Origin of the sequence: Mesorhizobium sp. M7A.F.Ca.ET.027.02.1.1 (genome assembly GCF_004022985.1) — a bacterium.
Taxonomy (GTDB): domain Bacteria; phylum Pseudomonadota; class Alphaproteobacteria; order Rhizobiales; family Rhizobiaceae; genus Mesorhizobium.
On the sequence record NZ_RZOL01000088.1, the window covers coordinates 1 to 17,974 of the forward strand.

The window sequence follows — 17,974 nt, forward strand, 5'->3', positions numbered from 1 at the left end:
GGGACAAAAAAAGGGGGGCGGGCCGGGCCCGCCACTCTTTTGTTGAAGATCAGCTTCGGCTGTTAACGGCCAAAGAGATTCCGGTCGCTGCCCTGAGGGGCGGACTTCTCTTCGTCGCCCGACGAATTGAGCAGCTTCTCGACGAGGCCACCGCTGTTGCGGACCGAGCTCGTATGCGCGCTGTCAACCGAGGTAACCGCAGGCTGGTTGGCGCCGTTGGAGCCAAAGTTGTCGCTGCCGGCGAAGGCACTGCCGGTGATGGCCAGAACGGCGGCGGCAGCAATAAGGATCTTGTTCATTTTAGTCTCCTGAATTCTGGATTTCGCCAGACGGCAGACACAGCTGCCGTCGCTTGCGAAATTGGTTTTAGCGACCGAAGAGGTTACGGTCGCTGCCCTGAGCGGGTGTCTGGGCAGCCGGTTCCGAGGTCTTGGTGGAAGCCGTGTACGACTGGTCCACAGCGGCGGCAGGCTGGTTGGCGCCGTTCGAACCGTAGTTGTCGCTGCCCGCGAAAGCGCTGCCGGTGATGGCCAGAACGGCGGCGGCAGCAATGAGGATCTTGTTCATCTTAAATACTCCTGAATGTCTGAATTTCGAATGTCTGAATTTCGCCAGGGCAGCGGGCGGGCCCGCCGTCGACTGGGAATCGGCTGTTAGTTGTTGCCGAAGAGGTTGTGGTCAGCACCCTGGGCAGGCGCCTGAGCAGCCGGTTCCGACTTCTTGGTCGAAGCGGTGTACGAGCTGTCGACAGCAGTGGCTGCCGCGGCGTTCGAACCGTAGTGGTCGCTACCAGCGAAGGCGCTGCCGGAAATGGCCAGAAGGGCTGCGGCAGTGAGAATGATCTTTTTCATTTTTGTACTCCAGTATCGTCTTTTTCCGTCCGTCTAGCGGCGTGTCTTGGAAATGAAATCGCGTCGTTCGGACAGCCCCGATGTGGGAGGGCAACCCCGCCTTTTCCAATCACGAAGTTGTTCCGTGTGGACCATGAATCCACACCTTGAAATTGTGCCAGGGGAATCTAGAGATACATTTTTCCTGTCTATATCAGCATGTTAAGTTTAACCATCCGATGGATCACTGACTGTTTCAAACTCGGCGTTCACACCGTCCTGCACGCACCGTCAACAGAAACGAACCGTTCGGTTCGATTTTAGGTCAAGCTAATAGTCACTTTTCGAAACCGTTAACCTTTTTTGACCCCCGCCAAGGGTCGGACTCGGGAAGATCGCAGCCGGCAAATGGCGGCCCGGGAGGCGGGATTTCGGCCCGCGACGATCTGCGGTGACGTTTCGCATGCCGTGTCGCGCCGCATGGATACGATGTCGTTTTCATGCCGACGGCGCGCCAGCGATCGTGGTTAGATCATACCATCTCAGGTGCCGCTTCGTGACGACGAGGCGGAGAATTGGGAAGCCGGTCAGAATCCGGCGCTGCCCCCGCAACGGTGGTGGAGTTCAAGTCGCAACGGGAGACCACTGGGCAACTGCCTGGGAAGGTGTCGCGATGGTCCGCAAGGACAACTCCAGAGCCCGGAAACCAGCCCGAGATTTTTAGACTCGACTGATCGCGGTGGGCGGTCAAGAGGTGGATAGCGCATGTCCGGCACCTAGCCGGCCTGCGTTTCAATCCTTCCTCCATCACCACCAGTTCAGTCCTTAGAAACGAGGACAGGACATGGATACCCGCAACGACATGCTGAGGCTCCTGAAGGGGCGCCGGCAAGGCTTTTCGCTGGAGCAGCCCTTCTACACCGATCCAGACTACTTCAAGCTCGACATGGAGCTGATCTGGTATCGCGACTGGCTGTTCATCGGCCATGATTGCGAACTGCCGAAGCCGGGCAGCTACATCACCGTGCAGATCGGCGACTATCCGGTCGTCCTTGTCCGCGACCAGCAAGGCAAGATCAACGCCTTCCACAATTCCTGCCGCCATCGCGGCAGCCGCGTGTGCAACACGGAGAAGGGTACGGCGGCAAAGCTCGTCTGCCCCTATCATCAGTGGACCTATGAGTTGGACGGCCGCCTGCTGTTTGCCCGCCAGATGGCCGACGGTTTCGACAAGAGTGATTTCGGCCTGAAGCCGGTCGCCTGCGAGAGCGTCGGCGGCTACATCTTCATCTGCCTGGCCAAGGAACCGGCGGATTTCACGCCGATGCGGGCGATGATCGAACCCTATCTTTTGCCGCACCGGTTGCGTGAGGCAAAGATCGCCTTTGAGAGCACGATCATCGAGAAGGGCAACTGGAAGCTGGTCTGGGAAAACAACCGCGAGTGCTACCACTGCGTCGCCAATCACCCTGAGCTGTGCAAGACCTTCCCCGAGGCGCCGACCGTGACCGGCGTCAACGGCGCCGACAGCGACCCCGAGATGGTCGCGCACTGGGCCAAATGCGAGGCCGCTGGCTTGCCGAGCAAATTCCGCATCGATCCGGCAGGGCAGTACCGCGCCACCCGCGCGCCGCTGCTGCGCGATGCCGTCAGCTACACCATGACGGGAAAACGGGCGGTGAAGAACAACCTGTCCGACAGCGTTTCAACCGACCGCATCGGTTCCTTGCTGCTTTATCATTATCCGACAACCTGGAACCATATCCTCGGCGACCATGCCGTCACCTTCCGCGTGCTGCCGATCAGTGCCACGGAAACCGCGGTGACGACGAAATGGCTCGTCCACAAGGATGCGGTCGAAGGCATCGACTACGACCTCGCTGAGCTCACCCATGTCTGGACCGAGACCAACGACCAGGACCGCCGCATCGTCGAGGAAAACGCCTTCGGCATCCTGTCGCCGGCCTACGAACCAGGCCCCTATTCGGAGCTGCATGAGGGCGGCGTGATCCAGTTCGTCGAGTGGTACGCGTCGTTCATCGGGCCGCGCCTTGCCGAAGGCGGCCGGCCGGCCCTGCGCAGCGTCGCCTAGCTCAGGGGACAAGAGGATGAATGCGATGACGGACCTTGGCCTCTATCGCCATCTCGACCAGATGACGCCCTGGAACGACCGGCTGCAGGTGCTGGAAGTGATCGGCGTCAGCGACGAAGCGCCGGACGTGAAGACCTTCACCTTCCGCTCCGACAACCAGACCTGGTTCCGCTACAAGCCGGGCCAGTTCGTGACGCTGGAACTGCCGACATCGGAGGGGCCGCTGATGCGCACCTACACGCTGTCGTCCTCGCCGTCGCGGCCGTTCTCGATCGCGGTGACGGTCAAGGCGCAGGCAGGCAGCACCGGCACGCGCTGGATGTTCGACCATCTGACGCCGGGCTCGCACGTCAAGGCCTATGGGCCGACCGGTGATTTTTCGCTGCACAGCCACCCGGCGGCCAAATATCTGTTCATTTCGGCGGGCTCCGGCGTGACGCCGATGATGTCGATGCTGCGTTGGTTGAACGACTGTGCGCCATGGACAGATGTCGGCTTCGTCAACTGTGCGCGCCGCCCGGAAGAGATCATTTTCCGCAAGGAACTCGAGCTGCTCGGCAGCCGCATGCCCGGCCTGTCGCTCGGCTTCATGATCGAGGAGCGGTCGAGCCGCGAGGGCTGGTTCGGCCATATGGGCCGCATCGACGCGATCCGGCTGCCATTGCTGGCGCCCGATTTCCGCGAGCGCGAGATTTTCTGCTGCGGCCCCGATCCCTTCATGCGCGCCGTGCGCGGCATGCTGGACGCCGCCGGCTTCGACATGGCGAAATACCATCAGGAAAGCTTTGCTGCGCCTGCCGTGGAGGAGATCCCGGCGCCGTTCTCGCCGCCGGCGGAGGACGGCGCTGCTGCTGCCGTCGAGGCCGTGACACCGATCCGGTTTTCGCTTTCCGATGTCGATGCCGAATGCGTCGCCGGCCAGACCGTGCTGCAGACGGCACGCGCCTCTGGGGTGCGGATTCCCGCCGCCTGCGAGTTCGGCCTGTGCGGCACCTGCAAGGTGAGGAAGGTCGCGGGCGATGTCGAGATGAGTCACAATGGCGGCATCCTCGATCACGAAATCGAGGACGGCTTTATCCTCGCCTGTTGCTCGAAGCCGCTTTCTGCGCTTGAAATCGAAGCGTGACCGGCTGCGCTCGCCCCCAAGCCTGCGCCATCTTGCCAAAAACCCTGCAAATGGTTAGACGCCTGCAACGGTGGGGTTGACCGTAAGGCCCGAAGATCATCTCCGCGGCCTGCTCGGCGGGGGAGCAAACATGCGACAATCCGGCATCTATGCCATTGCCAGCAAGGATATCGTCTTTGAATCCTTCGACGGCGAAGCCGTCGTTCTTGACCTGACCACGGGCAAATATTTCGGCTTCTCTGATTCAGGCAGCAGACTTTGGGATGCACTGTCGTCCGGCGTGCCTGCCTCCGAACTGGTCGGCGCCACGACCGGCATTGGCGCCCTCGATGCCGCCGCGATTGACGGCTTTGTTTCACAATTGCTCGAATTCGGTTTGCTGGCGGCCGTAACCGATGGCGTGGCAAGACCGGCTCCAAGCGAATTGCTGGCTCAGCTCGCCGCTGCCAGAGAGCCCCTCAAGGTCGACATCCATGACGATCTCGCCGATCTCATTGTCGTCGATCCCATCCACGAGGTCGAGGAGCCCCTCGGCTGGCCCGCGGTGAAGCAGGCCAACTGAAGCGCCCATCAGGTTCTCGTTGCCGGACAGCTCCGGAACAGGCAAACCCATGCCGAACGTCACTCTCGAAAACTTGGTTGACTACGCACGTCATGTCCTGGCGCAAGCAGAGAGCAGCGCCGAGCATTATCCACTGACCCGCAAGGCGAGCTTGCCGCATCTGGATTTGACCGCGAATGTCAGCGCCGGCGCATTGGCGGATGCCGTCGCTCATGGCTTTGTCCCTGCTCCGGGCAACCGAACGCCTGCCGATATCTGCCGCGTCTTCGTCGCACATCCCGGCATAGACGGCATCGCGGCACCGGTCAGTTGGGGCCAGGGGCCCTTCACGCAGCATGGCTTCGCCACCCGGCTGGCGGAGGCCGGATTGCGCGGCAACCATTTTCACGACCTGGATTTCTGGCAGTTCTATGATCCGCAACGTCGCGTTGGGGTGCAGTTGATGGCTTCGGCCGATGCCTTTCCACCGTGGGAGCCGGGAGCGCCGCTGCGCCCCTTCCTCCATTGGGAATATGCGGCGCGCGGCATGCGCCTTGCCCATGCCGGCACGCTCGGGGCCAATGGCAAGGGCGTGCTGTTGGCCGGCGCGGGCGGGGCCGGGAAATCCGGAACCGTCGCCGCCGGCCTCCTCAACGGACTGGACAGCGTCGGCGACGACTATGTGCTGGTCGACCTCTCCAACGGGGTGACTGCCCGCCCACTGTTTTCAACACTCAAACAGGATCCCCAGGGGTTCGTTCGGCTTGGGCTGAAGCATCGGCTGAAAGCGCATGGTCCGCTCAACTGGCAAGGCAAGCATGCTTTTCACATTGATGACATCGCGCCTCGGCCGGTGCCCGAAACTCTGGACATCATCGCGCTGCTGGTGCCACATATCGGCGGAGGCGAGGCAAGTTCGATCGTGCCGGTGTCGCGCAGGGATGCCATGATTGCCTTGGCGCCGTCGGGCATAGCGCAGATGCCGGGCGAGCGGGAGAGCGGCTTTCGCTTCTTCAGCGACCTGACCCGCCTGCTGCCGTGCTATCGTCTGTCGCTGGGGACGCAGCCACAGGAGATAGCCGGTACGATTGCCGACTTTCTCACGCGGGGCGCTTCGTGAAACTGAGCGTGATAATGCCCGTCTACAACCGTGAGCGCTATGTCGTTTCGGCATTGCGCTCGCTGGTGCGGCAGCGGGACGCCGCCGATCTCGACATCATCGTCATCGACGACGGCTCGACCGACGGCTCTGCTGAGGCCGTGCGCTCGATGATGCGCGAAAACCCCTGCATCCGACTGTCCCAGCAATCCAACATGGGCGTGGCCAAGGCGCGCAACGCCGGGCTGCGGCAACTGCCGCCGGATGCGGAGTTCGTTTCGTTTCTGGATTCTGACGACATCTCGCTGGCCGGACGGTTCAAGAAGGACCTTGCACGCTTCAGAGCAGACCCCGGACTCGAGCTGACCTATTCGCTGATGACGCTGGTCGAGCGGATTGACGATGAGCGGCTGAAACCGGCAGCCGACAGCCGCACGATGACGCTTCGGGGAATTTCGCTGAGCGCCGCCGTGTTCAGCAGAGGGCTTGTCGACAGGACGGGCGAGTTCGATGAGGATTTCGAGCAGGCTGAGGATACCGACTATCTGCTGCGCGTTTTCGAGGCGGGACCGAACTACGAATTGTTGGACGCGGTCGCGATCTACTACCGACGCCATGCCGGAAATGTCACCAAGGAACATAGCGGCAGGGTCCGCAACCACTTGCGTGCAATCCACAAGTCGATGCGGCGGCGCAAGGCCGATCCGTCACGGCGAGAGGTCCAGGGCATCTTCGAATTGAAGAGTCCCACCGATTGGCGGATGCTATGATGCTCGACACAATCAAGTCGGATCAGCCAAGCCCGCAACGCTGCCGGAGACGCCCATGAAGCTGAGCGTCATCATGCCCGTCTACAATCGCGAACAATTCGTTGGCCTCGCGCTGCGCTCGCTGCTCAGGCAGCGCGAAGACATCGATCTCGACATCATCGTCATCGACGATGGGTCGACCGATGGTTCGGCAGCCGTCGTACGGTCGTTGATCGACGAGGCCCCGTGCATTCGTCTTTTCCAGCAGATCAATGGCGGGGTCACCAAAGCGCGCAATGCCGGGCTGAAGCAGTTGCTGCCGCAGACTCATCTGGTGTCGTTTCTCGATTCGGACGACATCTCCCCGACAGGGCGCTTCAAGGCGGATCTCGCTTGTTTCGGAGAGAATCCTGGCCTCGACCTGACCTATTCGCGCATGACGCTGGTCGACAAGATAGATGGCGAGACGCTGGAACCGGCCGCCGACAGCCACTCCATCACCGTGCGAGGGATCCACCTGTCCGCCGGGATCTTTGCGCGAAACCTCATCGAGCGCACCGGTGGTTTCGACGAGGATTTCAAACAGGCCGAGGACACCGACTATCTGTTGCGTATCTTTGAGAGCCAGACAAAATACGTTATGCCCGATACGGTGGCTCTCTACTACAGGCGTCATCCCGGCAACATGACCAAGGAAGCCGATGTGCCCTTTCGCGAGTTCATGCGCGCCATTCACAAGTCGATGAAGCGTCGTAAGGCCGACCCCAACTTGCGCCGAGTGGAGGGAATCTTCGACTTCAAGGATCTCGCGCAGTGGCGGTTCCTTTGATGGCAGCCTACGGCGTCGTCATTCCGGCTTTCAACGCGGCCGCCACCATCGGCGCGGCCCTGAACTCCGTCCTGGCCCAGACGGCAAGGGCGGAGGCCGTCGTCGTGGTCGATGACGGTTCGACCGACGATACGGTTGCGGTGATCAATGCGATGAACTTGCCGGTGACGGTGCTGCGACAGGACAATGCCGGACCTGGCAGCGCAACGACCCGTGGCATTGCGGCACTCTCGACGCCGCTCATCGCGACGCTCGATGCCGACGATTTGTGGTTGGCGGACAAGATCGAAAAGCAGCTGGTCCATCTCGACCGTCATCCCGGGACAACGGGCGTCTTTACGCATTGGCGGACGTTTCGCGGCGACAGCCCCGATTTGCCCGATGCGACCAGTGGAGCTGGCTGGTCGCGCACGACGATGATGATCCGCCAAGAGGTGGTGCAGAGCGTCGGTCCCATCATCGACCCACCAGGCGGTCGCGGCGAGATGATCGACTGGATCGCCCGGGTTCGTGAGGCAGGCTTTGCCCTTGCCATGCTCGACGACGTGCTTGCATTGCGCCGCATCCGTCCGGGCAGCCTTTCCTACGGCCGCGATCCGGCACGCGACCGGGGCTACCTCCAGGTCGCAAGGCTCGCCATGCAGCGGCGAGCCCAGAACAAGGCAGGTTCCAGTTGAACGCCACGCCCGTTCGCCGCATCGGCCGCCGCTTCCCGGACTATGGCTGGTCGTGGCCCACCGGCCAGCTGGACCTGTTGCTGAAGGCGGCGCTGCTCTCCGATGAGGACGCAGCCGCTGCCTGTGCCGCGCGCTGGCTGGACGAGAACGACATCGATCTCGTCTCGTTTCGAGAACATCGCCTGCTCGCCGCCATCTCCGACAGGTTCGGCAGGAAGCTGGCCGGGCATGCCGCCCATCCGCGCCTCGTCGGCCTGCAGAAGATGCTGTGGACGAAGTCGCGCATGGCGATGCGCGAGGCCGAGCCGGCGCTGAAGGCGATGGCCGACGGCGGCGCCGACATCATGCTGATAAAGGGCGCCAGCCGCATTGCCTTGAACGCGTCGGCGCAGCGTGGCCGGGTGGCGCATGATATCGACATATTGGTGCGCCCGCGCGACATGGCTGCCGTCTTCGACATCTTGCGCGATCGCGACTGGCAGATCGCCTCGGGCGTCAGCGCGCAATATTTGCGAACCCGGTTGGCGTCGCTGCGGTCGATGAACTTCTTCAAGGGCCGTTTCGGTGACATCGACCTGCACCAGCTCGGCTATGACGGGTCGCAAACGAGCGCGGAAGACGACCTGGCGATCTGGCAACGGGCGGTCCCGGCACAATTCAGCGGCGTCGCGGTCTTCGTGCCGTCGCCGGCCGATCGCATGGCCCTGGCCATCGCCCATGGCGGCCTCGACGCCCATACCCACAGCGACTGGCTTGTCGACTGCGCGGTCGCCATTCATGGCGAAGACGTCGATTGGGACACGTTCCTCGACATCGTCGGCAGACGCGGCCTGGCGGTTCCAGCGGCGGTGGCGTTATCCTATCTAACGTTCGAGATCGGCATTCCGGTGCCGGAACCGACAATGGCCAGAATCTTGGACATGGCCGACGGGGTTGGCCTGTCGCGTTGGTCGTCGGTTCTGCAAGCCAAGCCGCGCACGGATTTCGGCGGCCTGGTCTGGCTATCGCGCGGGCTTGCCAAGCAGTTGCGCCTGAAGCGGAAGAAGGGCCGGTTGCAGCAGGAGCCGCCCGCCACACCTTGGCGCGGCAGATCGGCCGCGCGCAAGCCTCAAGCAGCATCGGCGCCTTTGGTGTTTTCGCAGGCCATCGCCTGTCCGCAAACGACCGGCGACATGATGCTCGAAATCATCGTCAGGATCGGCGTTCCGCCGGTCCGGCGCCGCATCGAGATGGAGATCAATGACGGTGGCGAGCATATTGCCCGCCTGCGCGCCATGGCCATCAGCCGGTCCGGCAGGGAACGCGTGCTGCATTTTCGCGGCAAGGTGACTCTCGACGGCGCGCGAGTTGCCTTGACGCTCGAGGCGCGACCATCGCGACAGTTTCGCGAGTGGAACGACGCGGCCACGGTGGCCGCCTATGGCGCCTTGCCTTTCCAGTTGCTGTCGGCGGATTTCTTTCCGGTCGGCTGAAGGAAGGCCCACCCGGCAGCTATAAGGCGTCGGGAGTGATCAGCCTCAAGGATGGGAAATAGGTCTGGTAGCGGCCGACATCACGGGTCAGAAGCGGAAGCTTGGTGACGGCGGCATGTGCGCCGATGAAGAAGTCAGGCAAGACGCCGGTCCTCGATCCTCCTGATCGGCGGTATTGCGTGAATACCTTTCCAGCAAGGAAAAGGGCGGCTCTTGGCATCGGAGCCATTTCGAGACCGGCCGCATCCAGAAATGCCTCAAGATCCTCGATTCTGATGTAGCGAACGGCAAGTTCTGCATAGACCGCATCATTGATCAACAATGGCCCATCGAGGCTTGCCGCCTCGAGTTGCGCGATCGACCAGCCCGCCCAATTGGGATCGTCCGTAACAAGGTCGAGCAGAACGTTGGTGTCGACGAACGTCACGCTCCGCCACGCGTCAGCGCCATGATAGCCTCGGTCGTGAGCCCCTCGCCGGCATGGCCGCGCAGATTGGCGAAGCGGCTCGCAGGCGGCTTTCTGTCAACCCGAGCCAACACCACGCTGCCATCGGCGGCGCGCCGGAAATCGACTCTGCTGCCCGGGACGATCCCCAGGAGGTCGCGGACGGGTTTGGGAATGGTCACTTGTCCCTTTGCCGTGACGGTGGTGGCCATCTTCACTCCTTGGTAATACCATATTCCGACAAGGTATTACCTCATCGGTCGATTTTCAAGGCTTGAAGCATCGTGTCTCGACCGAACCGCCAGAGTCCGTTCAAACTCCGTAGCGTTCGGTGCGAATGATTTCCGCTGCAACGCCGGCATCGATCAGCGCTTGGGCGGCCGCGGAAACGAAGGCGTTGGAGCCGCAGACGAAGGCGATGCCAGGCGGCTCCGGCAGCCGCGTCATGGCTTGAACCATCATCGCGACGTCTACCCGCCGCGCATAGTCGGCTGGACGGCGTGCGGCTTCGCGCGTCAGTGTCAGCATCAGGTCGAAGCCGTCCTGGCGTTCGTCGAGGGCGATCAACTCGTGACGAAAGATCACTTCGTCCCAGACCCGGACCGAAAAGACCAGGACGACGGGCACCGCTGAATTACGCGCGGCGCGGTGGCGGAGCATCGACATCAAGGGCACGACGCCCGAACCGCCGCCGACCAGAACAAGCGGTCCACTCTCATCCTCCGGCCAGACGAAATGCCCGCCAAGCGGCCCGCGCAGTTCGATTTCATCGCCCACTGCCGCGACCTCGTGGAAGAAGGGCGAGACCTCGCCATCGTCGAGTTTTTCGATCGCCAGTTCGATTGCGCCGCTCGTTTCGGGCGCGGAGGCGATGGAATAGGAGCGGCGCGCCTGATAGCCGTCCGGCGCCGTCAGCCTGACGTCGACATGCTGCCCGGCGCGATAGGCGAAGGGCCGAGACGGCTGGAAAAAGAAGCTGGTGACACGCGGCGTGCGCTTTTCGATGCGGACGATGCCGGCTGTTTGCCAGGGCGACTGCACTGCCGCCGCATCGCTCATGGATCGTCCGTGTAGCGCTGCTCGCGCCATGGGTCGCCATAGATATGGTAGCCGCGCAATTCCCAGAAACCGGGCTCGTCTCGCGTGGTGAATTGCAGGCCGTTCAACCATTTGGCCGACTTCCAGAAATAAAGATGCGGCACCAGCAGCCTTGCCGGGCCGCCATGGTCCGGTGTGATCGGCTTGCCTTCGTAGAGCAGCGCCACCATGGCCTTGCCGGCGGTGAGGTCCTTGACCGGCACGTTGGTGGTGTAGCCGTCGAACGCGTGCGCCAGCGTGAAGCCGGTCGGCGGCTCCAAACCGGCATCGGCAAGGATATCGTCGACCAGCACGCCTTGCCACGGCGTGTCGAACTTGGTCCATGCGGTCACGCAATGGATGTCGCGCGTCATCTTGTTCAGTGGCAGGGCGTTGAACTCGGCCCAGTTCCATTTCTTGATCGGGCGTGGCCCATGTTTCAGCGTGAAAGACCAATCCTCGGTACGCACGCGCGGCGTCGGACCGGCCGACAGCACCGGAAAACCCTGTTCCAGATATTGGCCCGGCGGGATGCGGGCATCGCCATCGGTTGGCGGGCGCCGTCCTGAAGAGAAACCTCGGGTGACCATAGCGGCAATCCCCATGCAATCAGGCCACTATCGGCCTGACGCAATGTTCTCGAAGATGCCGTGACGGGCAACCTAAATCTTGACGGGCGGAGACCGGCGGGATCGTCACCGATGGACCTGCCGGTCCCATGTTCCGTCAACGCCATTTCTCAGCCATTGGCGAAAGGCACCGCGATGTACATTTGAGCGTCGCCACGCTCGACCAGCAACAGCACCGATTTCCTGCCGGACTTGCCGGCCAAGGCGATCGCCTGCGTTACCTGCCTGGCATTCTTGACCGGCACCTGATTGACGGCAACGATGATGTCGCCGGCCTGTATTCCGGAAGCGGCGGCCGCTTTGTCGGGGTTGACGCTGGCAACCACCGCGCCGTGCTGCTTGCCGGCTAGGTTCATCTGTTGGCGAATGTCGGGCGTTATATCCATCAAGCCGAGCCCTATCGCCGGAGCGCGCCCGGCGCTCGGCGCGCCGGACCCGTCGTCCAGCGACGCGGTCTTCACATCGTCGCTGTTGTGGCCGACATCGACGGAAATCCGCATCGGCTTGCCCTTGCGCCAGACATCGACCGTTTCCCTGGCGCCCGGCGCGACATCGGCGACCGCCCGCGACAGGTCCTTGGGGTCCTTCACGTCCTGCCCGGCAAAGCTGGTGATGACGTCACCCGTCTCGATGCCGGCCCTTGCCGCCGGCGAACCGTCGTTGACCTCTGAAACCAGCGCGCCGCCGGAATGGTCGAGCCCGATGGCGCTCCCGACATCCGGTGTCACCTCCTGGATCTGAACGCCGAGATAGCCGTATTGGATGGAGCCGCCCTTCATCAGCTTTGCGACCACCTTCTGGGCCTGATCCGACGGAATGGCAAAGCCGACGCCGACGCTGCCGCCATTGGGTGAATAGATCGCCGTGTTGATGCCGACGACATTGCCGGCGACATCCACCAGCGGACCGCCGGAATTCCCGTGGTTGATCGGCGCGTCGATCTGGATGAAATCGTCGAACGGGCCACTATGCAGGTCACGGCCGCGCGCTGAGACGATACCTGCCGTGACGGTGGTGCCGATGCCGAACGGATTGCCGAAGGCCAGCACCTGGTCGCCTGGCATGAGCTTGTCGGAATCGCCCCATTTGACGGTCGGCAGGGGTTTGTCCGACTTGACCTTGAGTACGGCGAGATCGTTCTTGGCATCGCGGCCGACAAGCTTGGCCGGAAGTTCGGTGCCGTCGTCGAGCGTCACCTTGATCGAAGAGGCACCATCGATGACGTGATTGTTGGTGACGACGGTGCCATCCGCGCCGACGATGAAGCCGGAACCCAGCGCCTCGGCGCGCTGCGGTTGCTGTTGTGGCGGCGTCTTCGGCGTCGGCATGCCCTGGTCACCGAAGAACTGGCGGAAATAGTCATCGAAAGGCGAGCCGCCGTCGAAAGGAGATGCATCGCTCATCGTTTCAGGCTGTGCCTTCATGACGGTGGTGACCGTCACCACCGCCGGCTTGTCGGCGGCAACGATGGGTGCGAACGAGCCATTGGGCGCGGTGATGCCGGCGACAGGCGTCTGGGTTGTCGGAATGGTGTTGCCCTCGCCTTGGGCGAAAGACATGACGAAGGGGGATATGATCAGCGCAGCGCCCAGCAAGGCCGCGACGCGATGCCTACGAAGGATATCTGACATGGTCGTTTGTCCGGGCGAGAGTTGATCCAGCGCCGTGGCCTCTCCCGTGCGGGGAAATCGGTCATCGGCGTGTCGAGGTCGCAATTGCCCGTCTCGCCTACATGGCAGCCAACCGGATCGACGGCCTTGCATCTAGGGCGCGGATTCGCCCGATTTAGGGTTTTAGGGCGACCTTACGAAGATTTAATATCCGCACGGCGGCAGGGCCGCAAAGTCGTTGGGCGGCACCTTGCTGTCTCGCTGGAGCCTCAGCCACCGGCGCTTCGCTCGAGATAGGCCGTGGCAATCTCGCGCATGCGCTTGCCGTCGAAGCTCGGTCCGTGTCCACCATGACCGATGCGGATCGGCAGGTCGAGCAGGCGCCGCATCGTGCTGACATAGGCGGCTCGGTCGGAATCCGGCAGGTCGTCGATCAGCATGGCGTCGTAGATGGCATCGCCGCTGAAGAACAGGCCGTCGACCTCGTCGAACAGCGCGATCGAATCCGGTGAATGGCCCGGCAAATGCAGCACGCGAAATTGCCGGTCGCCAAGATCGACGACATCGCCCTCGTCCAGGGTTCGCGTCAACGGCGCGGGCGGGATCCTGTAGTCGGCCGACTTCCATCCGGGCGCCGGCAGTTTCGAGACGGCACCGTCGAGGTCATGGAACATGTAGGCGTAGGTCGCGGCCTCATCCATGGTCTCGAACCGGGCCGCGCTCATCCTTGGCCCGGCCCGCAACGGGAATTCATGCAGCGAGCCGACATGGTCGAGATGGATGTGGGTGGCAACGACCAGCAGCGGCTTGCCTTCCGCCGTCTCGATCTGCGGCGCCAGCGGACAGATGCCCATGCCGGTGTCGACGAGCAGGTCGGCATCGCGACCGCGCAGATGCCAGATATTGGCCCGAACATAGGCATGGACGAAGGGCTCGGTCAGCATCGTCGTCTTGTCGTCGACGACGCTCCTGCTGAACCAGTCGGGCATCACCTGTGAGCCGGGCATCAAGTGTGAGCCCGGCATCAGACGAAGGGCTTCCCGACCTTGTACTTTTCCGGCACCAGCCGCTTGAGATAGGCCATGCCGGCATCCGACAGCTGATTGACATCGGGCTTCATGAAATCGTCCGGCATGTGGCGTGTCTTGCCGGCGACGTTCTTGAGCGGCACTTTCTTCAGCACCGTTCTGGTGCCGTCATATTGCAACGCCACCGAGCCGCCGCCCTGTTCGGCGACGGTGACGGCGAAAGCGCCGGCATCGAACGCCTCCTGCGCGTCGACCGCGCTGATGGCGCCGATATAGCCGCGCGGCATGTAGCCGAGCGCATCGACGCGGGCCCGCTTGCCCGGCAGGCCTTCCGCCAACGCGCGCTCGAGTGCGGCCGGCAGGTCGCTGCCCGACAGCTTGACGTTGCCATGCGCGTCGCGCTCAAGCTTGTCCGGCGGCACCAGGCTTTCGACCAGCGCCTTGCCGTCGGCGGTGCTGACGCCTTCCGAAACGGCGACGATGCAGCGCTTGTGGCGATCGAGCGTGGCACGCACGTCGTCGATAAAGCCGGCGGCCGAGAATGGGCGCTCGGGCACGTAGACGAGGTGCGGGCCGCTGTCGGGGTCGAGCTGCCAGGCGGCCGCGGCCGCGGTCAGGAAGCCCGCATGCCGGCCCATGACGATGCCGACATAGATGCCGGGCAGCGCACGAAAATCGAGATCGACGGACAGGAAGGCGCCGGCGACGAACTCGGCCGCCGAAATGAAGCCCGGCGTGTGGTCGTTTTCCTCGAGATCATTGTCGATGGTTTTTGGCGCATGGACGAAGGCAATTGAGCCGCCGGCGGCATCGGTCAGGATCTGCTGGGTACCCGACGTGTCGTTGCCGCCGATATAGATGAAGGCGTCGGCGCCGGCCTTCTTCAGGCCGTTGAGGATGACATCGCAATAGGCGGCGTCGGGCTTGTCGCGGGTCGAGCCGAGGGCGGCGCTCGGCGTGCCGGCAATCAGCCGCAGCCGGTCCTCGGGGATGGCGGAAAGGTCGATATAATTGCCGTCACGGATGCCGCGCACACCATGGATGGAGCCCAGCACCTTGGCACCGGGATGCCGCTTGCGGATCTCCAGTGTCGCCCCGACAACCGTCTGGTTGATGACGGCGGTTGGGCCGCCGCCCTGCGCGATGACAAACGTTCCAGCCATGCTTGATTTCTCCCGGCGCGATGGTTTTCAAGGCACCTTGGCCTGTCTTGCCGCATCGCGCAACGGGAGTTTCGAGCGGCGCCAACACGCCGCATAAGCGTCAGACGACGACGACCGGATTTTTTTTGGAGACGCGGCTGTAGAGGTCGATGATGTCCTGGTTGATCAGGCGCACGCAGCCCGACGACATCGCCTGGCCGATGCTCCACCATTCGGGCGAGCCGTGGATGCGATAGCCGGTGTCCTTGCCGTCCTGGTAGATGTAGAGGGCACGCGCGCCGAGCGGATTGGTGAGGCCGCCGGGCTGTCCGGCTTGCCATTTCACCAGTTCAGGCTTGCGGGCAATCATCTCCGGCGGCGGCGTCCAGGTCGGCCATTCCCTGCCGTACTGGATGTTGGCGCGACCCGACCAGCGGAAGCCATCCTTGCCGATGCCGACGCCGTAGCGAATGGCGTCGCCACCCGGCTGGACGAGATAGAGCATGCGCTCCTTGAGATGGACGACGATGGTGCCGGGCGCCTCGCCTGTCGTGTCGACGACGATCTGGCGACGGAATTCCGGCTTGACCTTCAGATATGGCACTTCCGGCACGTTGAAGCCGCCGTCGGTCAGCCCGGCATACATGACGCCGGGGCTGGTGATGTTCTTGTCGACGCTGATGCTTGGCCGGATCGGCCGCACGGAACCCGTGGTGACGTCGTCGAGCTCGAGCGCCGGCAGACCCAAGCCCGAGGTCGAGCAACCGGCGGCGCTCAGCAGCGCGAGCGCCCCTGCCCCGGACAGGATGGCGCGGCGGGAAAGATGATGATCGGTTTCGATTGCGTCGCCATTTCGCGGCGGCGTCAGACCTTGCGGCAACTCACGCATATACCCAGACCCTACGCTGTCGGCGGGAAGCACGGTCCGGCCGGATAGCGGGCATTTTCATCATTCATGGTTGATAAAGCATGAAGACGTTGCACAGCCTGCATTTGCGCATGGCCTTGACGATGTCCGACCTTCTTGCCTGGGCTTGAACGAACGCTGCTGCACAAAAAGACCTCGGCCGGGTCATATTCCCGGCGCCGGCGTTTCCTACTCCTCGAACCATCAGCGAGGGGCCTCCATGTGCAAGATCTTAAAAACCGACATCAAGCTTTTTGCCGCTGCCATTGTCGCGGCGGCAACCGTTCTCGGTGCCAATGTCAGCCTGGCCGATATCGTGAGCACGCTGAGCGGCGCGAACTGACACCGATCTGCCGCTGGCGCAGTCAGGGAAATCGCCTCTTTACATTCTCCTGGGCCTGAGGATTTATCCTCTTCTTTAAGCTCAAGGGAGACGAGCATGTCCTTCGAAAACTGGGCCGCCTTCGCCGCCGCGTCGACGATCCTCCTCATCATTCCGGGTCCGACCATCCTTCTCGTCGTGTCCTACGCGTTGGGCCAGGGCTGGCGCACCGCTCTGCCTATGGCAATCGGCGTGGCGCTGGGCGACTTCACCGCGATGACCTTGTCGATGCTGGGCATCGGCGCGCTGCTGGCAGCTTCGGCTGGTGTCTTCACCATCCTGAAGCTGATCGGCGCCGGCTATCTGATCTATCTCGGCGTGAAACTGTTTCGCGCCGGCGGCGCGCTGAAAGCCGAACCGCGCACCGACGCGGTCTCCTCGGCCAAGATGATGGCGCACGCCTGGCTGGTCACCGCGCTCAACCCGAAAAGCATCACCTTCTTCGTCGCCTTTCTGCCGCAGTTCCTCGACCGGCACGCCGATTTCTGGACGCAGATGCTGATCTTCGAGACGACCTTCCTCGCGCTCGCCTTCGCCAATGCCTTTGGCTATGCGCTGATCGCCTCACGCGCACGCAACGTGGTGCGCAATCCCAAGGCGATCCGGATCTTCAACCGCACCGGCGGCACGCTGCTGGTCGGCGCCGGCATCGCCACGGTGGCGATGCGTTCCAGCAATTAGCTGTCTTTTTGCTCATGACCCCGAAATTGTTTTCGGGTCATGATCAACCTTACCATTTGACGCTGAACCCAAGATTGCCTTCGAGTATCCGACGCTCGTCGCCGCCGAGATTGGTGGTGTAGTCGCCGGTGGCGAAGATGCTGACCTTGTCCGTCACCTTGGCGATCACACCGCCACCGAATTCGAACGAGGTCGATCTGCCCTCGGTGGAGATATCGGTGGTGTCGAAATTGACATGGCTCGTGCCGCCGAAATCGTGCCAGATGTTGGCCTTGAGGTACGGCTGCAGCGCCATGCCATTGATCGTTGTTTCGCCTTGCAGCCGTGCGCCGAGCCGGCCGGTCACGTTGCCGTCGGTATCGAAGGAAACCGAAGCAAAGCGGTCCGATGCATCGTCGAGCGACAGTTGCTGCCAGACCAGTTGCGCCTGCGGTTCAAGCGTCCAGCCTTGCCCCAGCGCGATGGGATAGCCGCCTTCCAGCGAAGCGGTGACACCGGTCCCGCCGACGTCGATGCCGATGCCGCGCGACGATGTTGCGTCTCCGCCGAAGAAGGTGGCCATGAGGACGCCGTCCAGGTACCAGCCACCCTGACCGATCCGGGTCCAGTAGCCACCGACGCTGGTGCCGTTGATATCCATGCTGCCGACGGACAGATT

Annotated in this window: 22 protein-coding genes and 1 riboswitch; of the genes, 10 read left to right on the top strand and 12 right to left on the bottom strand. The window is 62.8% G+C overall.

Annotated features, from left to right (window positions below):
• Positions 1 to 62: 62 nt before the first annotated feature.
• The 3 genes from EN749_RS12635 to EN749_RS12645 form a co-directional block, all read right to left on the bottom strand.
• Positions 63 to 299 carry a DUF680 domain-containing protein gene (locus EN749_RS12635; RefSeq protein WP_127397673.1) on the bottom strand — a complete coding sequence of 79 codons (237 nt, stop codon included), beginning with the start codon at positions 297 to 299 and terminating at the stop codon, positions 63 to 65.
• Between the two features lie 67 nt (positions 300 to 366).
• Positions 367 to 567, bottom strand: a complete 201-nt coding sequence (locus EN749_RS12640; protein ID WP_127267341.1) for a DUF680 domain-containing protein — start codon at positions 565 to 567, stop codon at positions 367 to 369.
• Positions 568 to 653: 86 nt separating this feature from the next.
• A complete protein-coding gene (locus tag EN749_RS12645) occupies positions 654 to 851 on the bottom strand; it encodes a DUF680 domain-containing protein (RefSeq protein WP_027039902.1) in 198 nt (65 codons plus the stop codon).
• Positions 852 to 1,357: 506 nt separating this feature from the next.
• A riboswitch (cobalamin riboswitch) is annotated at positions 1,358 to 1,560 on the top strand.
• A gap of 114 nt (positions 1,561 to 1,674) precedes the next feature.
• Here EN749_RS12645 and EN749_RS12650 point away from each other — a divergent pair.
• The 8 genes from EN749_RS12650 (at position 1,675) to EN749_RS12685 (ending at position 9,415) form a co-directional block, all read left to right on the top strand.
• Positions 1,675 to 2,922: an aromatic ring-hydroxylating dioxygenase subunit alpha gene (locus tag EN749_RS12650; protein WP_128363255.1), complete on the top strand. Its 1,248-nt coding sequence runs from the start codon at positions 1,675 to 1,677 to the stop codon at positions 2,920 to 2,922.
• Positions 2,923 to 2,947: 25 nt separating this feature from the next.
• On the top strand, positions 2,948 to 4,048 hold the full coding sequence (locus EN749_RS12655) for a hybrid-cluster NAD(P)-dependent oxidoreductase (RefSeq protein WP_127808237.1): 1,101 nt from the start codon (positions 2,948 to 2,950) through the stop codon (positions 4,046 to 4,048).
• A 130-nt stretch (positions 4,049 to 4,178) separates the two neighbouring features.
• Complete coding sequence (locus EN749_RS12660; protein WP_127808238.1) at positions 4,179 to 4,610, top strand: PqqD family protein; 432 nt, start codon at positions 4,179 to 4,181, stop codon at positions 4,608 to 4,610.
• Positions 4,611 to 4,659: 49 nt separating this feature from the next.
• Positions 4,660 to 5,709 (top strand): serine kinase, encoded by a 1,050-nt coding sequence (locus tag EN749_RS12665; protein ID WP_127808239.1) that lies wholly within the window; start codon positions 4,660 to 4,662, stop codon positions 5,707 to 5,709.
• Positions 5,706 to 6,458 carry a glycosyltransferase family A protein gene (locus EN749_RS12670; RefSeq protein WP_164873728.1) on the top strand — a complete coding sequence of 251 codons (753 nt, stop codon included), beginning with the start codon at positions 5,706 to 5,708 and terminating at the stop codon, positions 6,456 to 6,458. The genes EN749_RS12665 and EN749_RS12670 overlap by 4 nt, the downstream gene beginning before the upstream one ends.
• Before the next feature lie 55 nt (positions 6,459 to 6,513).
• Positions 6,514 to 7,266 (top strand): glycosyltransferase family A protein, encoded by a 753-nt coding sequence (locus EN749_RS12675; RefSeq protein ID WP_128363256.1) that lies wholly within the window; start codon positions 6,514 to 6,516, stop codon positions 7,264 to 7,266.
• On the top strand, positions 7,266 to 7,943 hold the full coding sequence (locus tag EN749_RS12680; protein WP_127808241.1) for a glycosyltransferase family A protein: 678 nt from the start codon (positions 7,266 to 7,268) through the stop codon (positions 7,941 to 7,943). Before EN749_RS12675 ends, EN749_RS12680 begins: the two co-directional genes overlap by 1 nt.
• Positions 7,940 to 9,415, top strand: a complete 1,476-nt coding sequence (locus EN749_RS12685; RefSeq protein WP_127808242.1) for a nucleotidyltransferase family protein — start codon at positions 7,940 to 7,942, stop codon at positions 9,413 to 9,415. Before EN749_RS12680 ends, EN749_RS12685 begins: the two co-directional genes overlap by 4 nt.
• A gap of 19 nt (positions 9,416 to 9,434) precedes the next feature.
• Here the strand turns inward: EN749_RS12685 and EN749_RS12690 are convergent, their stop codons facing one another.
• The 8 genes from EN749_RS12690 to EN749_RS12725 all read right to left on the bottom strand — a co-directional run bounded on the left by EN749_RS12690 (position 9,435) and on the right by EN749_RS12725 (position 16,235).
• Positions 9,435 to 9,842, bottom strand: a complete 408-nt coding sequence (locus EN749_RS12690) for a type II toxin-antitoxin system VapC family toxin (protein WP_127267349.1) — start codon at positions 9,840 to 9,842, stop codon at positions 9,435 to 9,437.
• Positions 9,839 to 10,072 (bottom strand): AbrB/MazE/SpoVT family DNA-binding domain-containing protein, encoded by a 234-nt coding sequence (locus EN749_RS12695; RefSeq protein WP_127267350.1) that lies wholly within the window; start codon positions 10,070 to 10,072, stop codon positions 9,839 to 9,841. The genes EN749_RS12690 and EN749_RS12695 overlap by 4 nt, the downstream gene beginning before the upstream one ends.
• Before the next feature lie 100 nt (positions 10,073 to 10,172).
• Positions 10,173 to 10,919, bottom strand: a complete 747-nt coding sequence (locus EN749_RS12700) for an FAD-binding oxidoreductase (RefSeq protein WP_127320468.1) — start codon at positions 10,917 to 10,919, stop codon at positions 10,173 to 10,175.
• A complete protein-coding gene (locus EN749_RS12705; RefSeq protein WP_127395761.1) occupies positions 10,916 to 11,527 on the bottom strand; it encodes a molybdopterin-dependent oxidoreductase in 612 nt (203 codons plus the stop codon). Before EN749_RS12705 ends, EN749_RS12700 begins: the two co-directional genes overlap by 4 nt.
• A 149-nt stretch (positions 11,528 to 11,676) precedes the next feature.
• On the bottom strand, positions 11,677 to 13,197 hold the full coding sequence (locus EN749_RS12710) for a DegQ family serine endoprotease (RefSeq protein ID WP_128363257.1): 1,521 nt from the start codon (positions 13,195 to 13,197) through the stop codon (positions 11,677 to 11,679).
• Between the two features lie 248 nt (positions 13,198 to 13,445).
• A complete protein-coding gene (locus tag EN749_RS12715; RefSeq protein ID WP_127328591.1) occupies positions 13,446 to 14,165 on the bottom strand; it encodes an MBL fold metallo-hydrolase in 720 nt (239 codons plus the stop codon).
• Between the two features lie 35 nt (positions 14,166 to 14,200).
• On the bottom strand, positions 14,201 to 15,367 hold the full coding sequence (locus tag EN749_RS12720) for a diphosphate--fructose-6-phosphate 1-phosphotransferase (protein WP_127395763.1): 1,167 nt from the start codon (positions 15,365 to 15,367) through the stop codon (positions 14,201 to 14,203).
• A gap of 100 nt (positions 15,368 to 15,467) precedes the next feature.
• A complete protein-coding gene (locus tag EN749_RS12725; RefSeq protein WP_127322091.1) occupies positions 15,468 to 16,235 on the bottom strand; it encodes a L,D-transpeptidase in 768 nt (255 codons plus the stop codon).
• 238 nt (positions 16,236 to 16,473) lie between these two features.
• Here EN749_RS12725 and EN749_RS39425 point away from each other — a divergent pair, with 238 nt between their 5' ends.
• Positions 16,474 to 16,596, top strand: a complete 123-nt coding sequence (locus EN749_RS39425; RefSeq protein ID WP_127270199.1) for a hypothetical protein — start codon at positions 16,474 to 16,476, stop codon at positions 16,594 to 16,596.
• A gap of 96 nt (positions 16,597 to 16,692) precedes the next feature.
• Positions 16,693 to 17,316, top strand: coding sequence for a LysE family translocator (locus tag EN749_RS12735; RefSeq protein WP_127270197.1), 624 nt, complete (start codon positions 16,693 to 16,695; stop codon positions 17,314 to 17,316).
• Positions 17,317 to 17,365: 49 nt separating this feature from the next.
• Here EN749_RS12735 and EN749_RS12740 read toward each other — a convergent pair.
• Positions 17,366 to 17,974, bottom strand: a 609-nt coding sequence (locus EN749_RS12740) for an autotransporter outer membrane beta-barrel domain-containing protein (protein WP_128363258.1), incomplete at its 5' end; no start/stop codon positions are given.